This is a genomic window from Flavobacterium sp. LC2016-01, assembly GCF_009711135.1.
Classification (GTDB): Bacteria; Bacteroidota; Bacteroidia; order Flavobacteriales; family Flavobacteriaceae; genus Flavobacterium.
Window position 1 is genome coordinate 490,208 of sequence record NZ_WMIC01000003.1, and the last position, 22,743, is coordinate 512,950.

Sequence of the window (22,743 nt, forward strand, 5' to 3'; positions counted from 1 at the left end):
TTATTAAAAAATCAGAAATCCGCTTTTATCAGTGTCTTCGCGATAGCGAATCCGTAAAATCAGCGTCTAAAATTATGCGTTGATCTAAAAATTAAATCGATCTAAAAGCAATTACAAAAGCGATTACTGTAATGATTATTCCAATCATGAAAAAATTGTAAGCAATTCGAAGTAAATTGTATTTTCGCTGTAAAACCAATCCCAGGTAATACAAATCTTTTATCATTGTAGAATATAAATAATCTCTGTCTTTCATCATTTCATTCATTGCCCAGTTGTATTCTTCAAAAGGCATTTTATAAAAATTCCCAAAAAACATCAAGTTCACTTTTTTAGCCTCAACATCTTCGCGCGTAAAAAAACCTGAAGTTACTTTTGGCCTTGTCGAAAGAATAGCAAAAATAATTGTGATTACACTAGAAATCAGCATTATAAATGTCGGAATTACTAAATGCGCATTTTTCGGACTGTCTAATTTTGGTATGATTGAAGAAAGTGCAATCGAAATAATAATTGCATTTACAGACAGTAAAATATTGGCTTTACTATCAGCAATCCCGCTTAAGCGCGTATGATTTCCAAGTGTAACGCGAAATAGCGTATCAATGCCGCGTTCTGGTTTTTCGACCTTTTCTTTCTTTTTATTTTCCTCGTCAATTGCCGAGGCTACTTTTAATTCCTGTTTGTTAATTTTCTTCTGAATAAGAATTAGATTTTTTTCTTTCAAAGGCTGCCATTTTTTTAAAGCATGGTCCGTATAAAAGCGATGTTTATTCAATAAGAAATTTAAATTCTCTCTCGTCCATTCTGAATTAGAGAAACTTGCTATTCCGGTATTTTTTAGTTCTAAACGAAGTAATTCGCAGGTAGTTATATATTCTGGTCCCATTAAATGCGCATAATCTGCATCTTTAATGATTTTTTCCAAAAGTGTTTTTGGCTCATATTCTTTGGCTGTAGCCAAAATCAAACTGGAAACCAGCGCAATAAATTCTTCAGATTTTCCTTTTTCGCGCAAAAAGTCTGATGCAATTTCGGTGCTTTCTTTTTCGTGATTCTCGTAACCGTTTATATATCCAGTATCATGAAACCAGGCGGCAACCATTAATGCCTCTTTATCACCATCTTTTACATCTTCTTTTTTACAAAGCTCTTTTACGGCCGTAATTACTGTGAAAGTATGGTTAAAATTATGATAAGAATATAAATTAGAAAGTTTATCTTTGAGTAAATTACCGACGAAATCTTCGGATTGTTCTATTAGGTTCATAAGAGAATATTTTAATACCACTAAAATATGAAATTGTTTTTGGATAATCATTTTATTGCTAAGATTAAAAACTATTCTTTAGCAATAACCGCACTTTTCATTGTTTACTCCTGTGCAACGCGCAAAGCGCAATACGGAAAAAATGTGAGTGCCAACGAAACAGAAAACGCTACAGACACTATAAAAATTGCGCACACTTTTTTTCTTGTCGGAGATGCTGGAAATGCTGATGAAGAACAAGCCCAGCAAACACTGGAACTTTTGCATCAAAAACTAAAAAAATCGGGTAAAAAATCGACGCTTCTTTTTTTGGGAGATAACATTTATCCGAAAGGCTTTCCTAGTGATGACAATGCCTCGGAGAAAGCTTTAGCAGAAACAAAACTAACTAATCAATTAAAACTGACCGAAGGTTTTAAAGGAAAAACTGTGGTGATTCCTGGAAATCATGATTGGTACAGCGGTATTAAAGGCTTGGAACGTCAGGAAAATTTTGTGACCAAATATTTAAATGATAAAAAAGCATTTTCACCAAGAAAAGGCTGTCCAATTGAAGATATAAAAATTGATAGTATTACAACGTTGGTCACAATTGACAGCGAATGGTTTTTGGAAGACTGGAACAATCATCCTACGATAAATGATAATTGCGACATTAAAACAAGGGAAGATTTTTTTGATGAACTGGAAAGTATCTTAAATAAAAATCAAGAGAAAACGGTAGTTCTGGCCATTCATCATCCTTTATTGAGCAACGGAACGCACGGCGGACAATTTTCTATGGAAAAACAATTATTTCCTTTAGAGAAAAAAATTCCGCTTCCGGTAATTGGCTCTTTTATTAATTTGCTGAGAAAAACATCAGGCGCAAGTCCGCAGGACCTTCAAAATAAACAATATACAATTTATGCCAAAAGAATAAAAACGCTTTTGCAAAAACAGAAAAATGTAATTGTAGTTTCAGGACATGATCATAATCTGCAATACATCAGCAAAGAAAATATTCAGCAGATTATCAGCGGAGCGGGATCAAAATCTGAAGCAGCGAGAGCTATCAGTGAAAATGATTTTTCTTATGGCGGAAATGGATATGCAACATTAACATTATTTAAAAGCGGTGATGCAAAAGTTTCTTATTTCGGGAATGAAAACAACAAGGAAAAACTTCTTTTTGAACGCGAAATTATAAAAGCGAAAGAAATTAACTGGGCATCAGATATTCCAAATAGTTTCCCATCAAAAATCACAACTTCGATTTATACAAAAGAAATGACCGATAAAAGTTTAGTTCATAAATTTTTGTTCGGACAGCATTATCGAAAATATTACAGCACACCAATTGAAGCCAAAGTTGCTACTGTAGATACTTTAATGGGCGGTTTAAAACCAATTCGCGAAGGCGGAGGACATCAGTCTATTTCCTTAAGAATGTCAGATCCAAAAGGTCGTGAATATGTAATGCGTGCTATGAAAAAAAGCGCCACTGTGTTTTTACAGTCGGTTGCGTTTAAGGATCAATATATTGTAAATGATTTTGAGAAAACCTACACGGAAAACTTTTTATATGATTTTTACACGACTTCGCATCCATATGCTCCATATGTAACAGGCAGTATGTCAGATCAAATTGGACTTGCACACACAAATCCGATTTTATATTATATTCCGAAACAAAAAGGCCTAAAAGAATTTAATGCGGGTTATGGCGATCAGCTTTATATGGTTGAAGAGCGTCCGGCAGATAATCATTTGGATGCCAAAAATTTTGGAAATCCATCTGATATTATCAGCACTGAGGACATCATGAAAAACTTGCATAAAGATGAAAAATACTCAGTTAACGAAAAAGAATATATAAAAGCCCGTTTATTTGATATCCTTATTGGCGACTGGGACAGGCATAGCGATCAATGGCGCTGGGGCGAATACAAACAAGGCGACAAAGTTATTTACAAACCAATTCCGAGAGACCGTGATCAGGCGTTTGTGAAATACGACGGAGCTTTACTTTCACTTATTATGAATATGCCGCCACTTCGTCATATGCGTACTTTTAAAGGAAATAAAATCAATGTAAAATGGCTTGGAAGAGAACCTTACCCAATGGATCTTGCATTTTTAAGAACGGCCGAAGAGAAAGACTGGACTGAACAAGCCAAATATATTCAGGAAAATTTATCAGATGCTGATATTGATACGGCTTTCAAAAACATGCCTAAAGAAGTTCAGGATGAAACCGTTGATGATATTAAACAGAAATTAAAAAGCAGAAAAAAAGACCTTCAAAAATATGCTTCGGAATATTTTGATGTGTTAAGCCATACGGTTATGATTGCTGGAACTGATAAAAAAGACAAATTTGTAATCAATCACAATGCTAAAAAAAGTATTGAAATTCAGGTTTTAAGAGTTAAAAAAGAAGGCGATGATTTGGTTTACACCAAAACTGTAACGGATGATAAAACTTCAAATTTATGGATTTATGGTTTGGATGATAACGATACTTTTGAAGTAAAAGGAAATGAAAAATCCAGCATTAAAATTCGTTTAATTGGAGGCCAAAACAATGACACATACAACGTAGAAAATGGCCGAAAAGTGATTGTTTATGATTTTAAATCTAAAGAAAACACATACAACTTAGATTCTAAAGCCAGAACACAGCTTACAGACGATTATGATGTGAATTTGTACAATTATGAAAAACCTAAATATAACGTAATTGCCGGTCTGCCAAACATAGGCTATAATCCGGATGATGGCGTAAAACTTGGATTTAATTTGAATTATACGGTTAATAATTTTAAACAGAATCCTTATACACAGAAACATATCTTAAATGGTTTCTATTATTTTGCAACTGGAGGTTTCGAGTTAACCTATGCAGCACATTTTCCAGGACTATTAGGGAAATGGGTTATTGACGTTGATTCACAACTGACTACACCAAATTTTGCGATGAACTATTTTGGTTACGGAAACGAAACTGTAAATAATGACGATGAATTTGGAATGGATTATAACAGAGTCCGAATTCGAAAATTTACTGTTGCAGGTGCTGCAAGACACGTCGGGCGTTTTGGAAGTGAATTTAGCATTCAGCCCATTCTTCAAAAATTGACTGTTGAAGAAACGGATAACCGCTTTATTGATATTCCTGGAATTATAAATCCGAATGTATTTGACAGTCAAACGTATGGAGCTTTGAGGGTAAAATATGTTTTCAAAAACTCTGATTTTGTTGCAAAACCAACCTTAGGAATGTACTTTATGTTTTCAGGAATGTGGACGACAAACTTAAGCGATACAAAACAAAATTTCCCAACGCTTGAAAGTATATTAGGCTTTACGCATAAAATAGATCACAACGGAAAATTAGTTTTAGCTACATTCTTAAAAGGAAAAGCTGTTTTAAATAACAATTTTGATTTTTATCACGGTGCTGCTTTAGGCGGAGATACTGACTTGCGAGGCTACAGAAATGAACGCTTTTTAGGAAGTTCTTATTTTTCTCAAAGCAGTGATTTACGTTTAAGCATTGGTAAAATTCACCGTACAGTTGCGCCTTTGACTTATGGAATTTTAGGAGGTTTCGATTACGGAAGAATCTGGCTTGATGGTGAAAACTCAAGAAAATGGCACCAGGATTACGGCGGCGGATTATGGCTGAATGCGATTAACTTGGTAACAGCCAGAATTTCTTATTTCCAATCTCCTGATGAACCTGGAAGAATTATTTTTGGAGCAGCATATAGCTTTTAGAAAAGGAACTAAGGTTCTGAGATGCTAAGGTTCTAAGGTTTTTATTTAAAGAAAAAGCTTAGAACCTTAGCATCTTAGCAACTTAGAACCTTAGAGCTTAAACTCATAAACATTCCCTCCTATTTTATTGGTTTTTTCGTCAGCGATAAATAAAGTATTATTGTCCTTGAAAACAATAGCTTCTTTTTGAGAGAAGTGATTTAGGCTTATTTCGGTTTGTTTTCCTTTATGGAATAAATCGCCTTTAAAATCTTTAAATAAAACAATTTTGTCGTGACTCAGCAATACTACTTTTTTTCCGTCGGGACTAATTGTGGCACTTGTTAAAACACAATGATTGTAATTGCTGCACGTTTTAAACGCTCCTATTTTCACTGCTTTTTGATTTCCTTTTGCATTTTTAATTTTGTAAATAAAAGCCGTTCCATCAAAACCTTTGCTTCGGTTTTTGGTGAAAAGATAAAAATATCCGTTTAGTTCAAAAAACCCTTCAACGTCATAAAATAGTTCTTTTTTCTTTGGAGGAAATTCGGTTTGTTCTGGATAGGCGAACGAAATTTTATATTCGGCGGAAGCCAAATCTTTATTCAGCTGATTTTTAGCGACTTTATAAATACATAAATCCCTGCGTTCATTGGCATTATTTCCAAAATCTCCAATGTAAATATTACCCGATTTATCTTTTGTAATATCTTCCCAATCGACATTTGTAGCATTTGAAATCGTAATGGTTTTGGCTAATTTTCCTTTAGAATCAATTGCATAAATGGCATTTTTGTTTCCGCTGTCTTCTAAAGTGTAAATTAAGTTGGTCTCCGGAAAATAAGCGATTCCTGAAACTTCTTTTAATTTCTTCGGAAGTGAATAAAGCTTTTTAAAATCACTGCTCGTCTGTTGCTGACAAGCCAATAAAACAATAGAAACGGCTACTAAAAAAGATTTTTTCATAAGATTATAATTTTTAAATCATATAAGTTATATAAGATAATTTAAGAAGGTTGACTTTATGAACTTATATAACTTATATGGTAAAATTCTTTAAACTAAATTAGTGTTTTTAAAATTACGCGTAATAAACTCAAACGCAGCTTGCATGACGTGCCCCATTGATCTGGCATTTTTAAACTTCATATCATTGGTGTATCGATACAATTCCATTTTGAGCTGATCCAAGTGTTCTTGCGTCGAAATCGTGTCGTGACACATTATATTCAATAATTTTTTAATTCTGGTTTCAGCCGAATGAATACGTTTTGCCAAAATCGCTCTTTCTTCATCTTTATACTGAATGATCGAACGTTCTTCTAATTTCTCCTTAATCAATTTAATCATAGGATAATTTTCCTTGAAAAACTGCGGACGATAGACTTTGAAATTCCCTTCATAACATTGCTGATCAAAATCGATTGGGCGAATTTTATAGACTACTTGGTCAAAATCGTGAATTGGTACAATTACATAATTATACGCGCGCATGTCACCGAGCAAACGAATCATACAGCGTTCATTAAACTTTACAAATTCTTTTGCAATTTGGGCTTTTTCGGTTTCGGTACATTTGTCTAATAAAGTATCCATAAAAACATCGCCGGGAATCCCAATAATATGCTCTTCGATTAAAGTGTCGTTGTACACCAAAAAATTGATTTTATCTGGCGAAAGGATATCTTCTAACTCTAATCCGTAAATTCTTGAGGCATCGGCTTTTTTGATATAAAAATGAACGTAATTATCATTCAGAATATTTCGGACTTTAATTCTAAAAGGTTTTGAATTTCCAAAAGTACAGTAATCAATCGCATCGACATTTAGAAACTGAATAATTTCACTGTTTCCATCAGAATGCAGTAGCGAATAAATTTTCTTTAGATTAAGATCGATTTCATTTCGTTCAAATTCGCCATAATACACACGAATCCATAAGGTATCGGTTTCATTTTTATCATAAACATTAATCGAACCAGAGAATCGCAATAAATCATCATAAAAAACAGAAACTTTCGAAATACGCTCGAATCTGTCCAAATAACTTAAAAGCGGTTGCGTTAAAGGGTATGAAGGTTTTTTTAAAACCATTAAAGGCTCGCTCATTTTGAATATCTTTAGTACAAATTTACATCAATAACACGATAAAAATAAATTTCACGTAACAATATAGAACTTGATTCGTCATACTAAAAACTAAAACCGAAAAAACCTTGGAAACCATCCTTACTATCGAAAATCTCAGCAAAAGATACGGGCGCATTCAGGCACTCAAAAACGTATCATTCAGCATTCAAAAAGGTCATGTCTACGGCATTCTTGGCCCTAACGGAAGCGGAAAATCAACCACTTTAGGCATTGTTTTGAATGTTGTAAACGAAACAACAGGCCATTACAAATGGTTTGACGGAAAAATGGAAACGCATGAAGCCCTAAAAAAAGTGGGAGCCATTATTGAGCGACCTAACTTTTACCCCTATATGACGGCTGAAGAAAACCTGAAATTAGTCTGTAAAATTAAAAGCATCAATTATTCTAAAATCCAAGAAAAACTGAATCTTGTAGGTTTAACCGAAAGAAAAGACAGCAAATTCAGTACTTTTTCTTTAGGGATGAAACAGCGTCTTGCAATTGCATCGGCACTTTTGAATGATCCTGAAATCTTGATTTTAGACGAACCAACGAATGGTTTAGATCCGCAGGGAATTCATCAGATCCGTGATATTATTAAAGAAATTGCAGCGCAGGGAACAACAATTTTATTGGCTTCGCATTTATTAGATGAAGTCGAAAAAGTATGTTCGCATGTCGTTGTTTTAAGAAAAGGCGAAATTTTGTATTCAGGTTCCGTTGATGCGATGTCTGCAAATGAAGGATTTTTTGAAATTTCTGCGAATGATAATCTAGCTCTAAAATCAATTTTGAATGATCATCAGTCTGTTGGCCAAATTAAAGAAGAAGATGGAAAAATTTTGGTTTACTTAAAATCAGAATTATCAGCTTCCGATTTAAATCAGTTTTTATTCTCAAAAAATATCGTTTTAAATCATTTGGTAAAACGTAAAAACAGCCTGGAAGCACAATTTTTAGAATTAACCAAAAACGCCACCATTCAAAAAAACTAAACCATGAACAGACTTATCTCTATAGAACTGCAAAAAATCTGGAAAAACAAAGCCAGCCGTATCTTAACACTCGCCTATTTTATTTTACTTTCGTTTATCGCATTGATCGCGTCAATAAAATTTGATATTGGTCCGTTTAAATTTCATTTAGCCGAAATGGGAATCTTCAATTTTCCGTATATCTGGCATTTTAATACGTATGTTGCCGCTATTTTGAAATTATTTCTTGCAATCGTAATTGTTTCTATGATGGCAAACGAATACAGCTACGGAACACTGAAACAAAACCTAATTGACGGTTTGAGTAAACAAGAATTCATATTGTCAAAATTTTTGACTGTTGTTGTTTTTGCTTTTGCATCGACAATTTTTGTTTTTGTAATGAGTTTAATTCTCGGACTATGTTTTTCATCTTACAATGAATTTGGAATTATATTCTCTGATTTAGACTATTTGCTGGCCTTTTTTGTAAAGCTTGTTGGTTTCTTTTCGTTCTGTTTGTTTTTAGGAATTTTGGTAAAACGTTCGGCTTTTGCTTTAGGATTTCTTTTAGTTTGGAGCATTTTAGAAGGAATTGCAAGAGGTCTTTTAATTTTTAAAATATTCCCTGACAGCAAAATAGCCTTTACCATTATAAAGTTTTTCCCGCTAGAAGCCATGTCAAATTTAATAATTGAGCCTTTTACCAGACTATCCGTTGTAAAAAGTATCGGAACTCAAATTGGCGTAGAAAATATAAAAGATTACAGCGTAAACTATTTTTCAATTTTAATCGTTTTAGTCTGGACGTTTTTGTTCGTTTTCCTCTCATACAAATTATTAAAGAAGAGAGATTTGTAGTATATTTGTTGGGCTATGACTCATTTTAAAGTTTATTTATGCGTTTTTTTTATGTGTTGTTTATCTAGTAAGATAAACGCTCAATATATTAGCATAGATGATCAAAAAACACCAAAACAGCTTATTGAAAATATATTAGTCAACAGTTCATGTGTAGCTGTTACCAATACTTCAGGAAAAGGAGATACTTTTACTCAAGGCCAGCAAAGTTTTGCTTATTTTAATGCAGGATCAAGCGGATTTCCTTTTTCTGAAGGAATTGTTTTAACTACATCAACAAGTCCAAATGCAGTCGGGCCATATGTAAGCTATATTGGTCAAGGCGACGTTAACTGGCAAGGAGATGCAGATTTAAATACTATTTTAGGAATTAATTCTATAAATGCAACTGTTTTAGAATTTGACTTCGTTCCTCTTACTGATTTTCTAAGTTTCAATTATATTTTTGCTTCAAATGAATATCAGTCTTTTTACCCTTGTGAATATTCAGACGGATTTGCATTTTTAATTAAAGAAGCCGGAAGTTCTGATCCTTATAAAAATTTGGCCGTTTTGCCCAATAATAATGCTGTTCCAGTTTCCTCAACAAATGTTCGTCCAAAAATTGAGCCCGGAGTTGCTGTAAATGGAGACCATTATCCAGGATGTCCAGCTGTAAACGAAAATTATTTCAACGGCTTAAATGATAATAGCAGTCCAATAGATTATGCTGGGCAAACTGTTGTCATGAATGCACAGACAAAGGTTGTAACGGGTAAAAAATACCATATTAAGCTTGTAATTGCTGATGATAAAAACAGGTATTTTGATTCGGCCGTTTTTTTGCAGGCTGGAAGTTTTTCTTCTAAAATTGATTTTGGTTCAGATCAGACTTCAACAACGGGCAAACCATTGTGTTTTGGAGAACAAGCAACGTTAGATACACATTTATCAGCATCTTATGATTTTAAATGGTATAAAGACGGTGTGCTTTTGCCAGCAGAAAAAAATCCGATACTTCAAGCATCAACATCAGGGACTTATAAAGTCGAAGTTACCATGACACCTTCCACATGTGTTGTAACTGGAGAAATCAAAATTGAAGTTGCGCCCGAAATCTTAACAACAAACACAACGTTAGTTCAATGTGATGATAATACTGACGGGAAAAGTGTTTTTAATTTAAAGAAAGTTGACAATCTGATTAAAAACAATGCTTCAGACATTACAAACAATGGTTATTATGAAACTTTAGCCGATGCTCAGTCGAAAGCAAACCCAATTGCAAATCCTGAAAAATATACAAACAAAAGCGTCAATCAAACTGTTTTTGGAAGAATTGAAAATAAATTTGGCTGCTTCAAAACTGTTGAAGTAAAACTTCAAATTTCAAACAATGCAATTGCACCACAAAATCCAATTAAAACTTGCGACGGCGATGACAAACAAGATGGTTTTTATCAATTTGATCTTCAGTCAGAAGTAACGCCACAATTAACTGCAGGTCTGCCAGCAGGTTTGCAGGTAAATTATTTTTCAACTCCAAATGATGCCTTGAACGAAACAAATGTATTGCCAAATAATTTCAAAAATACAGTTGCGTTCTCTCAAACTATTTATGCCCGAATTATAAATGGAGCTGACTGCTATAGTCTTTCACCAATTACACTGGTCGTTAATACTTTTGATCCGGCAAATTTTCAGGAAGAAACAAAATACATTTGCAAGGATGATGACATAACTTTAAATGTCGCCACTGGTTTCAGCAGTTATTTATGGAGTCCGGGAAATAGTACAACAAATACTTTATTAGTAAGCACACCGGGAGATTACACCGTTACCGTGACAGATGCCAACGGATGCGAAAAAACCAAAAAATTTACCGTCCTTTTATCTGAACCGGCAGTTATTACAGAAGCTGTTGTAAAAGATTTTTCTGGAGTCGATAATTCTGTCTTAATAAAATATACTGGTGCTGGAAACTACGAATTTTCATTAGATGGAAACGTTTTTCAAGATGACCCATTATTTACCGGAATAGGACCCGGTATTTATTTTGCAACTGCACGAGATAAAAACGGCTGCGGACTTTCAAATCGTTTTTTATTATATGTTTTAGATTACCCAAGATTTTTCACTCCAAACAACGATGGATATAACGATCTGTGGGCAATTAAAGATATAAATCAGATGCCAAATTACACTATAAACATCTTTGACCGCTACGGTAAATTTTTAAAGCAAATGAATCAAAACAGCACGGGCTGGAATGGCTTGTTCAATGGCGAACAATTACCATCTGATGATTATTGGTTCACGCTTCTTTTTGTTGATGGGAAAAGTGTTAAGGGACATTTTAGTTTAAAAAGATAAAATTTCCTTCTGATAAATTCCACTTTATTTTACTTCAAAATACATTTCTGAAATAGCGGAATTTCAAAAACTCCTAGATTTTAAATATTTACAAAGAAAAAAACACGCTATCTTTCAATGAAAGTAAAATAAATCTTATTTTTGGTTTTGGGCGATTCAATTTTGTATGTTGCCAATAAACGAGCCAATGAAAAAAACATTACACTCCTTTTTATTTTTGCTTTGCACATTAAATTGTTTCTCACAATTCAGTAAAACGCACTACATACCGCCATTGATTTGTAATGCCGCATTACTAGTCAACGATCAATATTTATACATTTCAACTCCAAGCGTTGCCAATGTTAATTTCAAAATTATTTCTAATGGAGGAAGTGTTGTAAATGGCACCGTAAACAGTAATAATCCCTATCGCTATTATATTGGAAATGGCCCTGGAACACAGTTATTTGCTCCTTTGCTTAGTGCTGGAGTTGTATCAAACCGAGGTTATGTAATTGAAGCTGAAGATCTAATTTATGTAAGTGCGAGAGTAAATGCCGCACTTGTTCAAAACGGAACTTATAATCACGCGGGAGGATTAGTCTCTAAAGGAAACAGCGCATTAGGCACCACTTTTAGATTAGGAGCCATGTTAAATCCGCTCGCCGACCCAACTTTAGCCAACTTTACATCCATAATGGCAACAGAAAATGGTACAAAAATTACCATTTCAAATATCCAGAACGGAACTAGACTTTCTGACGGGACAACTGTTTCGGGACCAATTACCGCTATATTAAATAAAAATGAAAGTTACATACTCACTTTATTCAATAATAATATTAGCGAAATTCCATCAAATAGCTCTAAATTAATTGGAGCTCTGGTTGCGTCTGATAAACCAGTAGTGGTCAATACAGGTTCTTTTGGAGGAAGCAACAGTACAGCGCTTGGAGCTACTCAAAACGGAGGATTGGCTCCTGTAGGAAGAGATGTCGGTTTTGATCAAATTGTTTCACTTGAAAAAACAGGAAAAGAATACATTTTCATAAAAGGACTAGGTACAGATGAATTAGAGCGTGTTTTATTAGTAGCACATTACGACAATACCGAAGTATTCATTAATGGCTCGACTTCTCCATATAAAACCCTTAACAGCGGCGAATATGCTGCAATTGATGGGAGTCAGTTCACCAACGGAACTTTGTATGTAAAAACATCTAATAACGTATTTGCCTATCAAAGTATTGGAGGAACAATAAATCCGGCCAATCAAAATTTATTTTTTGTACCTCCAATAAATTGTGCAACGCCAAATACGGTAGATAATATTCCTCAAATCCAATCTATTGGCAATAATACTTTTAACGGCTTCCTGAATATTGTAACCGAAACAGGAGCTACAGTTTTACTAAACAACAGCGCCATCAATGCGCTTCCAACTCCAATTCAAGGAACTGCTGATTTTGTTCGTTATAGCGTATCTGATTTATCAGGAAATATTGCCGTAAAATCAACTAAGCAAGTATATGTTTCTTATTTTGGAACCAATGGAGCTGCAACTTATGGAGGTTATTATTCGGGTTTTGATTTAAAACCTGAAATCGTCAGCGGTAAAATCACATTAAACAACTCATCTTGTATTCCAAATGTATCTTTAAAAATAAATACACTGTCTTCTTATGATACTTTTCAATGGTATAAAGATGACGTTCTTATTCCGGGTGAAACTAAAAATACCTTCAGCCCAAGCCAGCCCGGTTTTTATCAGGTAAGAGGAAGCATTTCAGGATGTGTGAGCGATGTGTTTTCAGATAAAATTCCAGTGAGTGAATGTCCTATAAATATCGATAATGATTTAGCGAATGACAATATTGACATTGATTATGATAATGATGGCATAACAAACTGTACAGAATCATATGGGGATTTGCCCGTAAATATTTCAAACCAAAATTCAGGCTTGATAAAAACGGGAGCTTATTCTAATTCTTTCACTGGTACCGTTACAAACAGTACAACAGCCGCTACAGTTCCTTTTACTGGAAATGCAGACGGAAGTTTTATTACCGAAGTATTGCCAGGAAAAGGTTTTTCTGTGAGTTATAAAATGAATTTTGCTAAACCAATAAATATTCGTTTAGAATATAGCGATAAGGCGAATGTAACTGATTTATTAAATTCTGATTCTGAATATATTATCAATTCAGATATTGATAAAACAGTCACCGTTTTAAATCCCGACAATCAATTACTAATTGATACCAATTATGACGGAATATACGAAAGCGGTGTTACACAATTTTCTTCTTTTGAAATTCGCTTTCGATTAAATGGCAATGTTCCTTTACCTGCCGGAACTGGAACATTCAAATTCCAGTCCTATCAAACTCAATCATTTAAAATTACTCATAAAAACCTGCTTGATACAGTTGGAAACAAAGCAACATTCAAACTCACAGCAACTTGTGTTCCAAAAGATTCTGATGGCGATGGAATTCCAGATCAATTAGATTTAGATTCAGACAATGATGGCATACCTGATGTGATCGAATCGCAAATTAAACCAATTGCTTTATCTAATAAAGATTCGAATTTAGATGGTTTGGATGATATTTTTAATCTTACCACACCCCCACTCGATACCGATAATGACGGAATTCCGAATTATCTTGATTTAGATAGCGATAATGATGGAATTTATGATTTGACTGAATCCGGAAGCAATACCCCAGATGTTAATCGAGACGGAATTGTTGACACGACAGTTTTTGGAAGTAACGGATTAGCTGATGCTTTAGAAACCAACCCTGACAGCGGTGTTTTAAAATATACCGTTTTAGATTCTGATAATGACGGAATAAAGAACTACACTGAAATTGACAGTGATAACGACGGCTGTAATGATGTTATTGAAGCTGGATTTAGTGATCCAAACTTTGACGGTCTGTTAGGAAACGTGCCAGTTGCTGTAAATTCTTTTGGCGTTGTAACCAGCAGAACCGATGGTTATACTGCTCCAAATGGCAATTATATTATTGCAACTCCAATTATAATTACCAAACAGCCAGAAAATCAAACGGTCTGCGAATTGGAAAAAGCCATTTTCAGCATCGAATCGAATGCTGACACTTTTCAATGGCAATTTTCTACTGATGGCGGCAATATCTGGAATGTTTTGACTGAAAACGCAATTTATACCGGAACTAAAACTGCTTCTTTAACCATTCAAAAAACAAATAAAACAATGAATGGTTATCAATATCGTGCGCTATTAAACAGAAACAATAATGCCTGCGGATTGACTTCTGCCAATTCTGTAAAACTTACACTTTATTCTTTACCAGTTTTAAGCTCGCCAATTACAATTGTTCAATGTGATGACGATACTGACGGAATTTCTAATTTTAATGTAACCACAAAAAATAGTTTTATTTCAGCCAATTTTGCCAATGAAACATTCTCTTATTACACTACTTTGGCGGGTGCAAATACAAAAGATGCTGCTGTATTAATTTCAAATCCGTTGGCGTTTACGAGTGCTAATAAAAATATTTGGACACGGGTTGAAAATTCAAATGGATGTTTTAGTGTTGCTCAATTGAATTTAGTAGTTTCAACAACACAAATCGATTCTAAATTTAAAAGATCTTTTACCATTTGTGATGATTTTATTGATGCAGTTAATGATGATAAAGACGGAATTGCAGCTTTTGATTTTAGTAGTGTAACAGCTGACATTCAGGCGATGCTTCCTTCAGCAAGCGCAAATTATTCTATAAACTATTTTGCAAATGAAGCTGATGCTTTGGCAGAAACTAATGCTATTACAAATCCATCAAATTATCGAAATACAATACCAAAACAACAAAAAATTTGGGTACGTGTAGACAGTAATCTAGATAATGCCTGTTTTGGATTGGGAGCTTACATTACGCTTACAGTAAATCCTAAACCTAATATTGATATTAATGACAATCGCAGTGCTGACGAATTAGTATGTTCCAACTTGCCAACTTTTTTTGTCAAACTCGATGCCGGAATTATTGGAAATATACCAGTCAACACATATACCTATAGCTGGTCAAAAGACGGAAGTATTATTCCGGGAGAAACTAGCGAAACTTTAGATGTTAATGAAGAAGGGATTTATACCGTAGAAGTTTTTACTAAAGATGCAATCAGCTGCAGCAGAACACGAACTATTAGCGTAACAGCTTCAGATATTGCACATCTAGATTCTGTTTCCATCTCCGATTTATCAGATTATAATACTGTTGAAGCAAATGTTTCAGGAGCCGGAAATTATGAATACAGTTTAGATGATCCTACTGGTACTTTTCAAGAATCTAACTTATTTGAAAATGTTCGCCCAGGTATTCATGATCTTTACATAAATGACAAAAATGGATGCGGAAAAATTTCAAAAACCGTAGCAGTACTTGGAATTCCTAAATTTTTCACTCCAAATAATGACGGGCATAATGATTATTGGAATCTTCAAGGAGCAAATGATACTTTTAATTCTGGTGCCAAAATCCTTATTTTCGATCGATATGGAAAATTAATCAAACAAATTACTGCCTCAAGCGATGGCTGGGACGGAACCTTCACCGGAAGCCCAATGCCTGCAGATGATTATTGGTACACATTAAAACTCGAAGACGGGCGTGAAGCAAAAGGTCACTTTAGTTTGAAAAGATAATTAATAAAAAATTCAATTTTGAAATTCCAAATCCCAAAATTTCAATGCGAATTGAAACAAAAAAATCCCAAACTCCATATTGGAATTTGGGATTTTTATATTGAAAATTAAATCTCTTAGAATTTAAATCTTTTTCTATCAGTTTCAGTCAAATAGATTTTTCTCAAACGAATAGATTTTGGTGTAACCTCTACATATTCATCTTTTTGAATGTATTCTAAAGCTTCCTCTAAAGAGAAAATAATTGGAGGGATGATTCTTGCTTTTTCATCATTTCCAGAAGAACGAACGTTAGATTGTTTTTTCTCTTTCGTTACGTTTACACACATATCATCACCACGAGAGTTTTCTCCAATTACCTGACCTTCGTAAATTTCAGCATTTGGTTCAACGAAAAACTTACCACGATCTTGTAATTTATCGATAGAATAAGGAATAGCTTTTCCTTTTTCCATAGAAATTAATGAACCTTTGTTACGTCCAGCAATTTCTCCTTTGTAAGGCTCATATCCAATAAAACGGTGTGCCATAATAGCCTCACCAGCTGTTGCAGTAAGCAATTGGTTACGCAATCCAATAATTCCACGAGATGGAATATTAAATTTCACGATCATACGGTCACCTTTAGTTTCCATACTCAACATTTCACCTTTACGCATAGTAACGAACTCAACCGCTCTACCTGAAAGACTTTCTGGTAAATCGATCGTCAATTCCTCAATTGGCTCACATTTTTTACCGTCAATTTCTTTGATGATAACTTGTGGCTGACCAATTTGCAACTCGTAACCTTCTCTTCTCATTGTTTCAATAAGAACAGATAAGTGAAGTACTCCACGGCCAAAAACCATGAATTTATCAGCAGAATCAGTTTCACCTAACTTCATCGCTAAGTTTTTCTCTAATTCTTTTGTCAATCTTTCTCTAATGTGACGAGAAGTTACAAATTTACCCTCTTTACCAAAGAAAGGAGAGTCATTAATTGTAAACAACATACTCATAGTAGGCTCGTCGATATCAATTGTTTTTAGACCTTCTGGATTTTCAAAATCAGCAATAGTATCACCAATTTCAAAACCTTCAACTCCAATGATTGCACAAATATCTCCAGCAATAACTTGCGATACTTTTTTACGTCCAAGACCTTCAAAAGTATGAAGTTCTTTAATACGAGATTTAGAAATAGTACCATCTCTTTTTACTAATGAGATTGGCATACCTTCGTTAAGAATTCCTCTTTCAAGACGACCAATAGCGATACGACCTGTAAATGCAGAGAAATCTAAAGATGTAATCAACATTTGTGGTGTTCCTTCAGAAACTTTAGGAGCAGGTACATTGTCAACAACCATATCCAATAATGCTTCAACATTATCAGTTACGTTTTCCCAATGATCAGACATCCAGTTGTTTTTAGCTGAACCGTAAACAGTTGGAAAATCCAACTGCCATTCTTGAGCACCTAATTCAAACATTAAGTCAAAAACTTTTTCGTGAACTTCCTCAGGAGTACAATTTTCTTTATCAACTTTGTTAATAACTACGCAAGGCTTAAGACCTAAGTCAATCGCTTTTTGTAATACGAAACGTGTTTGCGGCATTGGTCCTTCAAAAGCATCTACTAGCAAACATACACCATCGGCCATGTTTAGTACACGTTCTACTTCACCTCCAAAATCCGCGTGGCCAGGAGTGTCAATAATATTGATTTTTGTTCCTTTATATTGAACTGATACGTTCTTAGAAGTAATAGTAATACCTCTCTCACGCTCTAAATCGTTATTATCAAGAATTAAATCACCTGTGTTCTCGTTATCGCGAAATAACTGACAGTGATACATAATTTTATCAACCAAAGTGGTTTTACCGTGATCGACGTGGGCAATAATTGCAATGTTTCTAATAGATTCCATCTGTGATTTTTAATGGGCGCAAAGGTACACTTTATTTTTTAATAAAAAACGTTTCTGACATAGTTTGCGTATATACAATCAATTAGTTAATATAAAACACCAAAATATACCCTTCAAAATGCGCTTTTGATAGTACTGAGTTATAGTTAATTTAACTATATTTGAGGTAATGAAAAGTAAAACTCTCCAAATTACTCTAGTTTATATTCTAGTATCATTGTTTATGGCAATCATCTGTCATAAAATACTTACCACTTATTTCCCGGACACAAAATACTTTTATCTTTTTTTTCTTAAAGATATTTTCTTCATATTAACTACCGCATTATTTTTCAAATACATAGTTTCTAAAAACGAAAAAAAGAACGTCACTGTTTTCAAAAAACTAAAAGAAACAAACGAAGAAATCAAAGAATCAAACGAAAAATATGACATTGTCGCAAAAGCGACAAGTGACACTATTTGGGACTGGAAAATTCAAGAGGACAGCCTAAACTGGAACAAAGGAATTGAAAGTGTTTTTGGCTACAATCCGAACGAAGTTGGAAAAACATCAAAATGGTGGTTTGATAAAATTCATCCTGAAGACAGCATCAGAATGTCTATCAAACTATATTCTTTTATTGAACAAAAAACAGAAAAATGGCAAGATCAATATCGCTTTAGATGTGCTGATGGGACTTACAAATATGTTTTAGACCGTGGTTTTTTATTAAAAGATGAAAACGGAAGAGCCATCAGAATGATTGGAGCGATTCAGGACATTACAAAGCAGAAAGAAGAAGAACAGCGATTAAAACTTTTAGAAACTGTTATTACACAATCTAAGGATTCTATTTTAATTACTGAAGCCAATTCACAAGCTCGAAAAATCCCAAAAATTGTATACGTAAATCCTGCCTTTTCACAAATGTCGGGTTATTTATCCAATGAAATTGTCGGCAAATCTCCAAATATTTTCAAAGGCCCGAAATCAGATTCAGATGAACTAAAAAAACTATTAAGAGCAATTAAAAATGAGGAAGAATGCTTAATAGAAACCATTAGTTACACAAAACAAAAAGAAGAATATTGGGTTCGTTTTTCTATGATTCCGATTTTTAATAATGAAGGATCTATTTCGCACTGGATTTCAATTCAAAGAGATATTACAGAAGAAAAAAAGCTTGAAACCGAAAAAGAGCATCTTATTCGCGAACTGACTCAAAACAACAAAGATTTAAAACAGTTTTCATACATCACTTCACACAATTTAAGAGCGCCGTTATCTAATCTAATTGGACTTTTAAACCTTATCGAAGACATTCCGATCGAAAATCCAGAGCTTGAAGAAATCTTAAATGGCTTTACCAAATCAACTCATTTACTGAATGAAACGATCAACGATTTAGTAAAAGTTATTATTATCAAGGACAATCCTTCAATGCAAAAAGAAGAAGTCTCACTAAAAGAAGTTTTTGAAAATGTTTTCAGCCAATTATCATTTCAAATAGAATTACACAAGCCAATCATCAAATTAAAATTTGAACGTGTACCTTTGCTAAACACAAACAAGGCATATATTGAAAGCATCTTACTTAATTTACTTACAAATTCTATAAAATACAAATCAGAAAACCGAAAATTAAAAATATCAATTACTGCAGAACAAATAGACAATAAAGCAATATTAACATTCAAAGACAACGGGATTGGAATTGACTTAGAAAGAAACAGAGACAAAGTTTTTGGCCTGTACCAAAGATTTCACAATTACCCAGACAGCAAAGGACTTGGCTTATACCTTGTAAAATCGCAGGTAGAAACCATGGGAGGAACAATAAGTATAGAAAGCGAGGTCAATAAAGGAACAACCTTTATAATAACATTTAAAAATTAAACATCATGCTCGAGCAAATTTTATGCATTGACGATGACCCTATCACGTTAATGTTATGTAAAAAAGTAATTTCGAAGTCCCAAATTTCGCATGAAATTATCACCGCTCAAAATGGAGAAGAAGCCCTTCATCACTTCAATACCTTAAAATATACCAACAACAAAAATAAAGACAACAAAAAACCTGAATTGATTTTCTTAGATTTAAATATGCCTGTCATGGGAGGCTGGGAATTTCTAGATCATTTCACTTCACCAGATTACGCCGAATTCAATACTGCAAATGTCATAGTTTTATCTTCAACAATTGATCCTGAAGATTTAGCGAAAGCAAAAAAATATCCCATTATATTAGATTTTCTTTCAAAACCAATTACACTCGCAATGCTTGAGTACCTTAAGAAAAAAATAAATCTTTAGACCAAATTAAATTCGAATATTAAAAATCCAAATTCCAAACTTTTGTTTTAAAGTTGAATTTGGATTTTTGATATTGTAAAATTTCAAATTTGGGATTTGAAATTTAGAATATTAGGACTTCTCAATTAGTCATAAACAAAAAAAGTCCTCAAAAGAGGACTTTTTATATTTTTATAAAATTGTAATTAATTACAATTTAGCAACATGCTTAGTTAATTTAGACTTCAAGTTAGAAGCTTTATTATCATGAATGATGTTCTTTTTAGCTAATTTATCAATCATAGAAATTACAGTTGATAATTTTGCAGTAGCATCAGCTTTATCAGTAGCTATTCTTAATGCTTTGATAGCATTACGAGTAGTTTTGTGCTGGTATCTGTTAAGAACTCTTCTTTTTTCGTTACTTCTGATTCTTTTTAACGCTGACTTATGATTTGCCATTTTCTTTAATTTTAGATGTAATAATTATTATAAATACTAGTTAAAAAAGAAAAACCTCCCACAATTATAAAACAATCACTTTGGTTTTAACTAATAAAACAAAAATCGAGACACCAATTTTTATTTTACAAAACTTATTTACAACTAATTTTGTAGTCTGTAAGGGAATCGAACCCCTGTTACCAGGACGAAAGCCTGGAGTCCTAACCCCTAGACGAACAGACCGATCGTTTCTAAGTTTTCTTCAATTTAAATAAAATTGAAATTGTAGTCCGTGGGGGAATCGAACCCCCCTTACCAGGATGAAAACCTGGCGTCCTAACCGATAGACGAACGGACCATTAACATCAAGTGTAATAACTTAAGTAGCAGAAAAAAAAGTAGTCCGTGGGGGAATCGAACCCCCCTTACCAGGATGAAAACCTGGCGTCCTAACCGATAGACGAACGGACCGTGTTTCTCTAATGCGGATGCAAAAATACAACTATTTTTTAGTTGTACAATACCTGATGCAAAAAAAAATATTTTTTTTTAATACGCCTTAGCAAAAAGCACTCTTTTAGTAGAAGGATTCCCTGTAAACACACAGATTCCCGCCTCTTCAACAGCATCCAAAGGAATACATCGAATTGTCGCTTTTGTCAAATCTTTTATTTTCTCTTCAGTCGCAGCTGTTCCGTCCCAGTGAGCAGATATAAAACCTCCTTTACCATCTAAAACCTGCTTAAACTCCTCAAAACTATTTACTTCTGTAATATGTGTATTTCGGTAATTTAATGCACGATCAAATAGATCCTTTTGAATTTGTTCTAAAAGGTCATTTACGTATTCTACGATTTTTTCACTCCCAACAACTTCTTTTGACAAATTATCGCGTCTTGCAACCTCAAAAGTTCCGTTTTCTAAATCTTTTGGTCCAACAGCAATTCTAACAGGAACTCCTTTCAATTCCCATTCAGCAAATTTGAATCCTGGTTTTTGAGTTGTTCTGTCATCATATTTAACTGAAATCTTCAGCTTTCTTAATTTCGCAGCCAATTCATTTACAGCAGCTGTAATTTCTGCTAATTGTTCGTCTGTTTTATGAATAGGAACAATTACAACTTGAATTGGCGCTAAATTTGGAGGCAATACTAAACCTTGATCATCAGAGTGCGTCATAATTAATGCTCCCATTAATCGAGTAGAAACCCCCCAAGAAGTTCCCCAAACATGCTCTTGCTTTCCTTCCGCATTAGCAAACTTCACATCAAAAGCTTTTGCAAAATTCTGACCTAAAAAATGAGAAGTTCCAGCCTGCAACGCTTTTCCGTCTTGCATCAATGCTTCAATACAATATGTTTCATCTGCACCTGCAAAGCGCTCTGATTCAGTTTTAAAACCTTTAACAACCGGAATTGCCATAAAGCTCTCTGCAAAATCAGCGTAAACATTCATCATTTTTTCAGATTCTTCAATCGCCTCAGCTTTTGTAGCATGAGCAGTATGCCCTTCCTGCCATAAAAACTCGGCAGTTCTTAAAAACAAGCGCGTACGCATTTCCCAGCGAACCACATTTGCCCACTGATTAATCAACAAAGGCAAATCTCTATAAGACTGTACCCATCCTTTATATGTAGACCAAATAATCGCTTCACTCGTAGGACGAACAATAAGTTCTTCTTCTAATTTTGCGTTCGGATCAACCATTAATTTCCCCGGTTTGTCGGGATCATTTTTCAATCTATAATGCGTTACAACAGCACATTCTTTTGCAAATCCTTCTGCATTTTTCTCTTCCGCTTCAAACATGCTCTTAGGCACAAATAAAGGAAAATAAGCATTTTGATGTCCTGTTTCTTTAAACATTCGATCTAACTCAGCCTGCATTTTTTCCCAAATAGCATATCCGTACGGCTTAATAACCATACATCCTCTAACTCCTGAATTTTCAGCTAGATCCGCTTTTACAACCAGCTCGTTATACCATTTCGAATAATCTTCTGATCTTGTAGTAAGGTTCTTACTCATATTATATAGTTTGGCACAAATTTTGTTTTAAATAATTTTAACTAAATAGTTTGACAAAAC

13 protein-coding genes and 3 tRNA genes are annotated in these 22,743 nt (G+C 33.9%); 7 read left to right on the forward strand and 9 right to left on the reverse strand.

Annotated features, from left to right (window positions below; all coding sequences use genetic code 11):
* Positions 1-91: 91 nt before the first annotated feature.
* On the reverse strand, positions 92-1,270 hold the full coding sequence (locus GKZ88_RS09205; protein ID WP_155102076.1) for a Pycsar system effector family protein: 1,179 nt from the start codon (positions 1,268-1,270) through the stop codon (positions 92-94).
* 27 nt (positions 1,271-1,297) lie between these two features.
* Here GKZ88_RS09205 and GKZ88_RS09210 point away from each other — a divergent pair, with 27 nt between their 5' ends.
* A complete protein-coding gene (locus GKZ88_RS09210; RefSeq protein WP_155102077.1) occupies positions 1,298-5,032 on the forward strand; it encodes a metallophosphoesterase in 3,735 nt (1,244 codons plus the stop codon).
* A 90-nt stretch (positions 5,033-5,122) separates the two neighbouring features.
* On the opposite strand, the gene GKZ88_RS09215 is transcribed toward GKZ88_RS09210, so the two are convergent.
* Both GKZ88_RS09215 and GKZ88_RS09220 read right to left on the reverse strand, forming a co-directional pair.
* A complete protein-coding gene (locus GKZ88_RS09215; protein ID WP_155102078.1) occupies positions 5,123-5,980 on the reverse strand; it encodes a hypothetical protein in 858 nt (285 codons plus the stop codon).
* 90 nt (positions 5,981-6,070) lie between these two features.
* The gene (locus GKZ88_RS09220; RefSeq protein ID WP_155102079.1) at positions 6,071-7,123 is read right to left on the reverse strand and encodes a hypothetical protein; all 1,053 of its coding nucleotides are present in this window, start codon (positions 7,121-7,123) and stop codon (positions 6,071-6,073) included.
* 107 nt (positions 7,124-7,230) lie between these two features.
* On the opposite strand from GKZ88_RS09220, the gene GKZ88_RS09225 reads away from it, so the two are divergent.
* The 4 genes from GKZ88_RS09225 (at position 7,231) to GKZ88_RS09240 (ending at position 16,021) form a co-directional block, all read left to right on the forward strand.
* Positions 7,231-8,142, forward strand: a complete 912-nt coding sequence (locus GKZ88_RS09225) for an ATP-binding cassette domain-containing protein (RefSeq protein ID WP_155102080.1) — start codon at positions 7,231-7,233, stop codon at positions 8,140-8,142.
* Between the two features lie 3 nt (positions 8,143-8,145).
* Positions 8,146-8,982, forward strand: a complete 837-nt coding sequence (locus GKZ88_RS09230; RefSeq protein ID WP_155102081.1) for an ABC transporter permease — start codon at positions 8,146-8,148, stop codon at positions 8,980-8,982.
* 51 nt (positions 8,983-9,033) lie between these two features.
* On the forward strand, positions 9,034-11,334 hold the full coding sequence (locus tag GKZ88_RS09235; RefSeq protein ID WP_230392491.1) for a choice-of-anchor L domain-containing protein: 2,301 nt from the start codon (positions 9,034-9,036) through the stop codon (positions 11,332-11,334).
* Between the two features lie 187 nt (positions 11,335-11,521).
* Positions 11,522-16,021, forward strand: coding sequence for a T9SS type B sorting domain-containing protein (locus tag GKZ88_RS09240; RefSeq protein ID WP_155102083.1), 4,500 nt, complete (start codon positions 11,522-11,524; stop codon positions 16,019-16,021).
* Between the two features lie 116 nt (positions 16,022-16,137).
* On the opposite strand, the gene typA is transcribed toward GKZ88_RS09240, so the two are convergent.
* On the reverse strand, positions 16,138-17,934 hold the full coding sequence (typA, locus tag GKZ88_RS09245; protein WP_155102084.1) for a translational GTPase TypA: 1,797 nt from the start codon (positions 17,932-17,934) through the stop codon (positions 16,138-16,140).
* Positions 17,935-18,157: 223 nt separating this feature from the next.
* Between typA and GKZ88_RS09250 the strand changes: the two genes are divergently transcribed.
* Together GKZ88_RS09250 and GKZ88_RS09255 are read left to right on the forward strand one after the other, a co-directional pair.
* Positions 18,158-19,813, forward strand: coding sequence for a PAS domain-containing protein (locus GKZ88_RS09250; RefSeq protein ID WP_230392492.1), 1,656 nt, complete (start codon positions 18,158-18,160; stop codon positions 19,811-19,813).
* 5 nt (positions 19,814-19,818) lie between these two features.
* Positions 19,819-20,232, forward strand: coding sequence for a response regulator (locus tag GKZ88_RS09255; RefSeq protein WP_155102086.1), 414 nt, complete (start codon positions 19,819-19,821; stop codon positions 20,230-20,232).
* A 189-nt stretch (positions 20,233-20,421) separates the two neighbouring features.
* On the opposite strand, the gene rpsT is transcribed toward GKZ88_RS09255, so the two are convergent.
* The 5 genes from rpsT to proS form a co-directional block, all read right to left on the reverse strand.
* Complete coding sequence (gene rpsT / locus GKZ88_RS09260) at positions 20,422-20,673, reverse strand: 30S ribosomal protein S20 (RefSeq protein WP_068844538.1); 252 nt, start codon at positions 20,671-20,673, stop codon at positions 20,422-20,424.
* Between the two features lie 153 nt (positions 20,674-20,826).
* Positions 20,827-20,898: transfer RNA gene (locus tag GKZ88_RS09265), tRNA-Glu, on the reverse strand.
* A 43-nt stretch (positions 20,899-20,941) separates the two neighbouring features.
* Positions 20,942-21,013 (reverse strand) — tRNA-Glu (locus GKZ88_RS09270).
* Positions 21,014-21,054: 41 nt separating this feature from the next.
* Positions 21,055-21,126, reverse strand: a tRNA-Glu gene (locus GKZ88_RS09275).
* Between the two features lie 78 nt (positions 21,127-21,204).
* Positions 21,205-22,683: a proline--tRNA ligase gene (proS, locus tag GKZ88_RS09280; RefSeq protein ID WP_155102087.1), complete on the reverse strand. Its 1,479-nt coding sequence runs from the start codon at positions 22,681-22,683 to the stop codon at positions 21,205-21,207.
* Between the last annotated feature and the right edge of the window lie 60 nt (positions 22,684-22,743).

What these genes read in the sequence shown, in the direction of transcription:
- GKZ88_RS09230 (WP_155102081.1), top strand. Translation starts at nt 8,146, where the DNA reads ATGAACAGACTTATCTCTATAGAACTGCAAAAAATCTGGAAAAACAAA.
- GKZ88_RS09220 (WP_155102079.1), bottom strand. Translation starts at nt 7,123, where the DNA reads ATGAGCGAGCCTTTAATGGTTTTAAAAAAACCTTCATACCCTTTAACG.
- rpsT (WP_068844538.1), bottom strand. Translation starts at nt 20,673, where the DNA reads ATGGCAAATCATAAGTCAGCGTTAAAAAGAATCAGAAGTAACGAAAAA.
- GKZ88_RS09205 (WP_155102076.1), bottom strand. Translation starts at nt 1,270, where the DNA reads ATGAACCTAATAGAACAATCCGAAGATTTCGTCGGTAATTTACTCAAA.
- GKZ88_RS09215 (WP_155102078.1), bottom strand. Translation starts at nt 5,980, where the DNA reads ATGAAAAAATCTTTTTTAGTAGCCGTTTCTATTGTTTTATTGGCTTGT.
- proS (WP_155102087.1), bottom strand. Translation starts at nt 22,683, where the DNA reads ATGAGTAAGAACCTTACTACAAGATCAGAAGATTATTCGAAATGGTAT.
- GKZ88_RS09235 (WP_230392491.1), top strand. Translation starts at nt 9,034, where the DNA reads ATGTGTTGTTTATCTAGTAAGATAAACGCTCAATATATTAGCATAGAT.
- GKZ88_RS09240 (WP_155102083.1), top strand. Translation starts at nt 11,522, where the DNA reads ATGAAAAAAACATTACACTCCTTTTTATTTTTGCTTTGCACATTAAAT.
- GKZ88_RS09255 (WP_155102086.1), top strand. Translation starts at nt 19,819, where the DNA reads ATGCTCGAGCAAATTTTATGCATTGACGATGACCCTATCACGTTAATG.
- GKZ88_RS09210 (WP_155102077.1), top strand. Translation starts at nt 1,298, where the DNA reads ATGAAATTGTTTTTGGATAATCATTTTATTGCTAAGATTAAAAACTAT.
- typA (WP_155102084.1), bottom strand. Translation starts at nt 17,934, where the DNA reads ATGGAATCTATTAGAAACATTGCAATTATTGCCCACGTCGATCACGGT.
- GKZ88_RS09250 (WP_230392492.1), top strand. Translation starts at nt 18,158, where the DNA reads ATGGCAATCATCTGTCATAAAATACTTACCACTTATTTCCCGGACACA.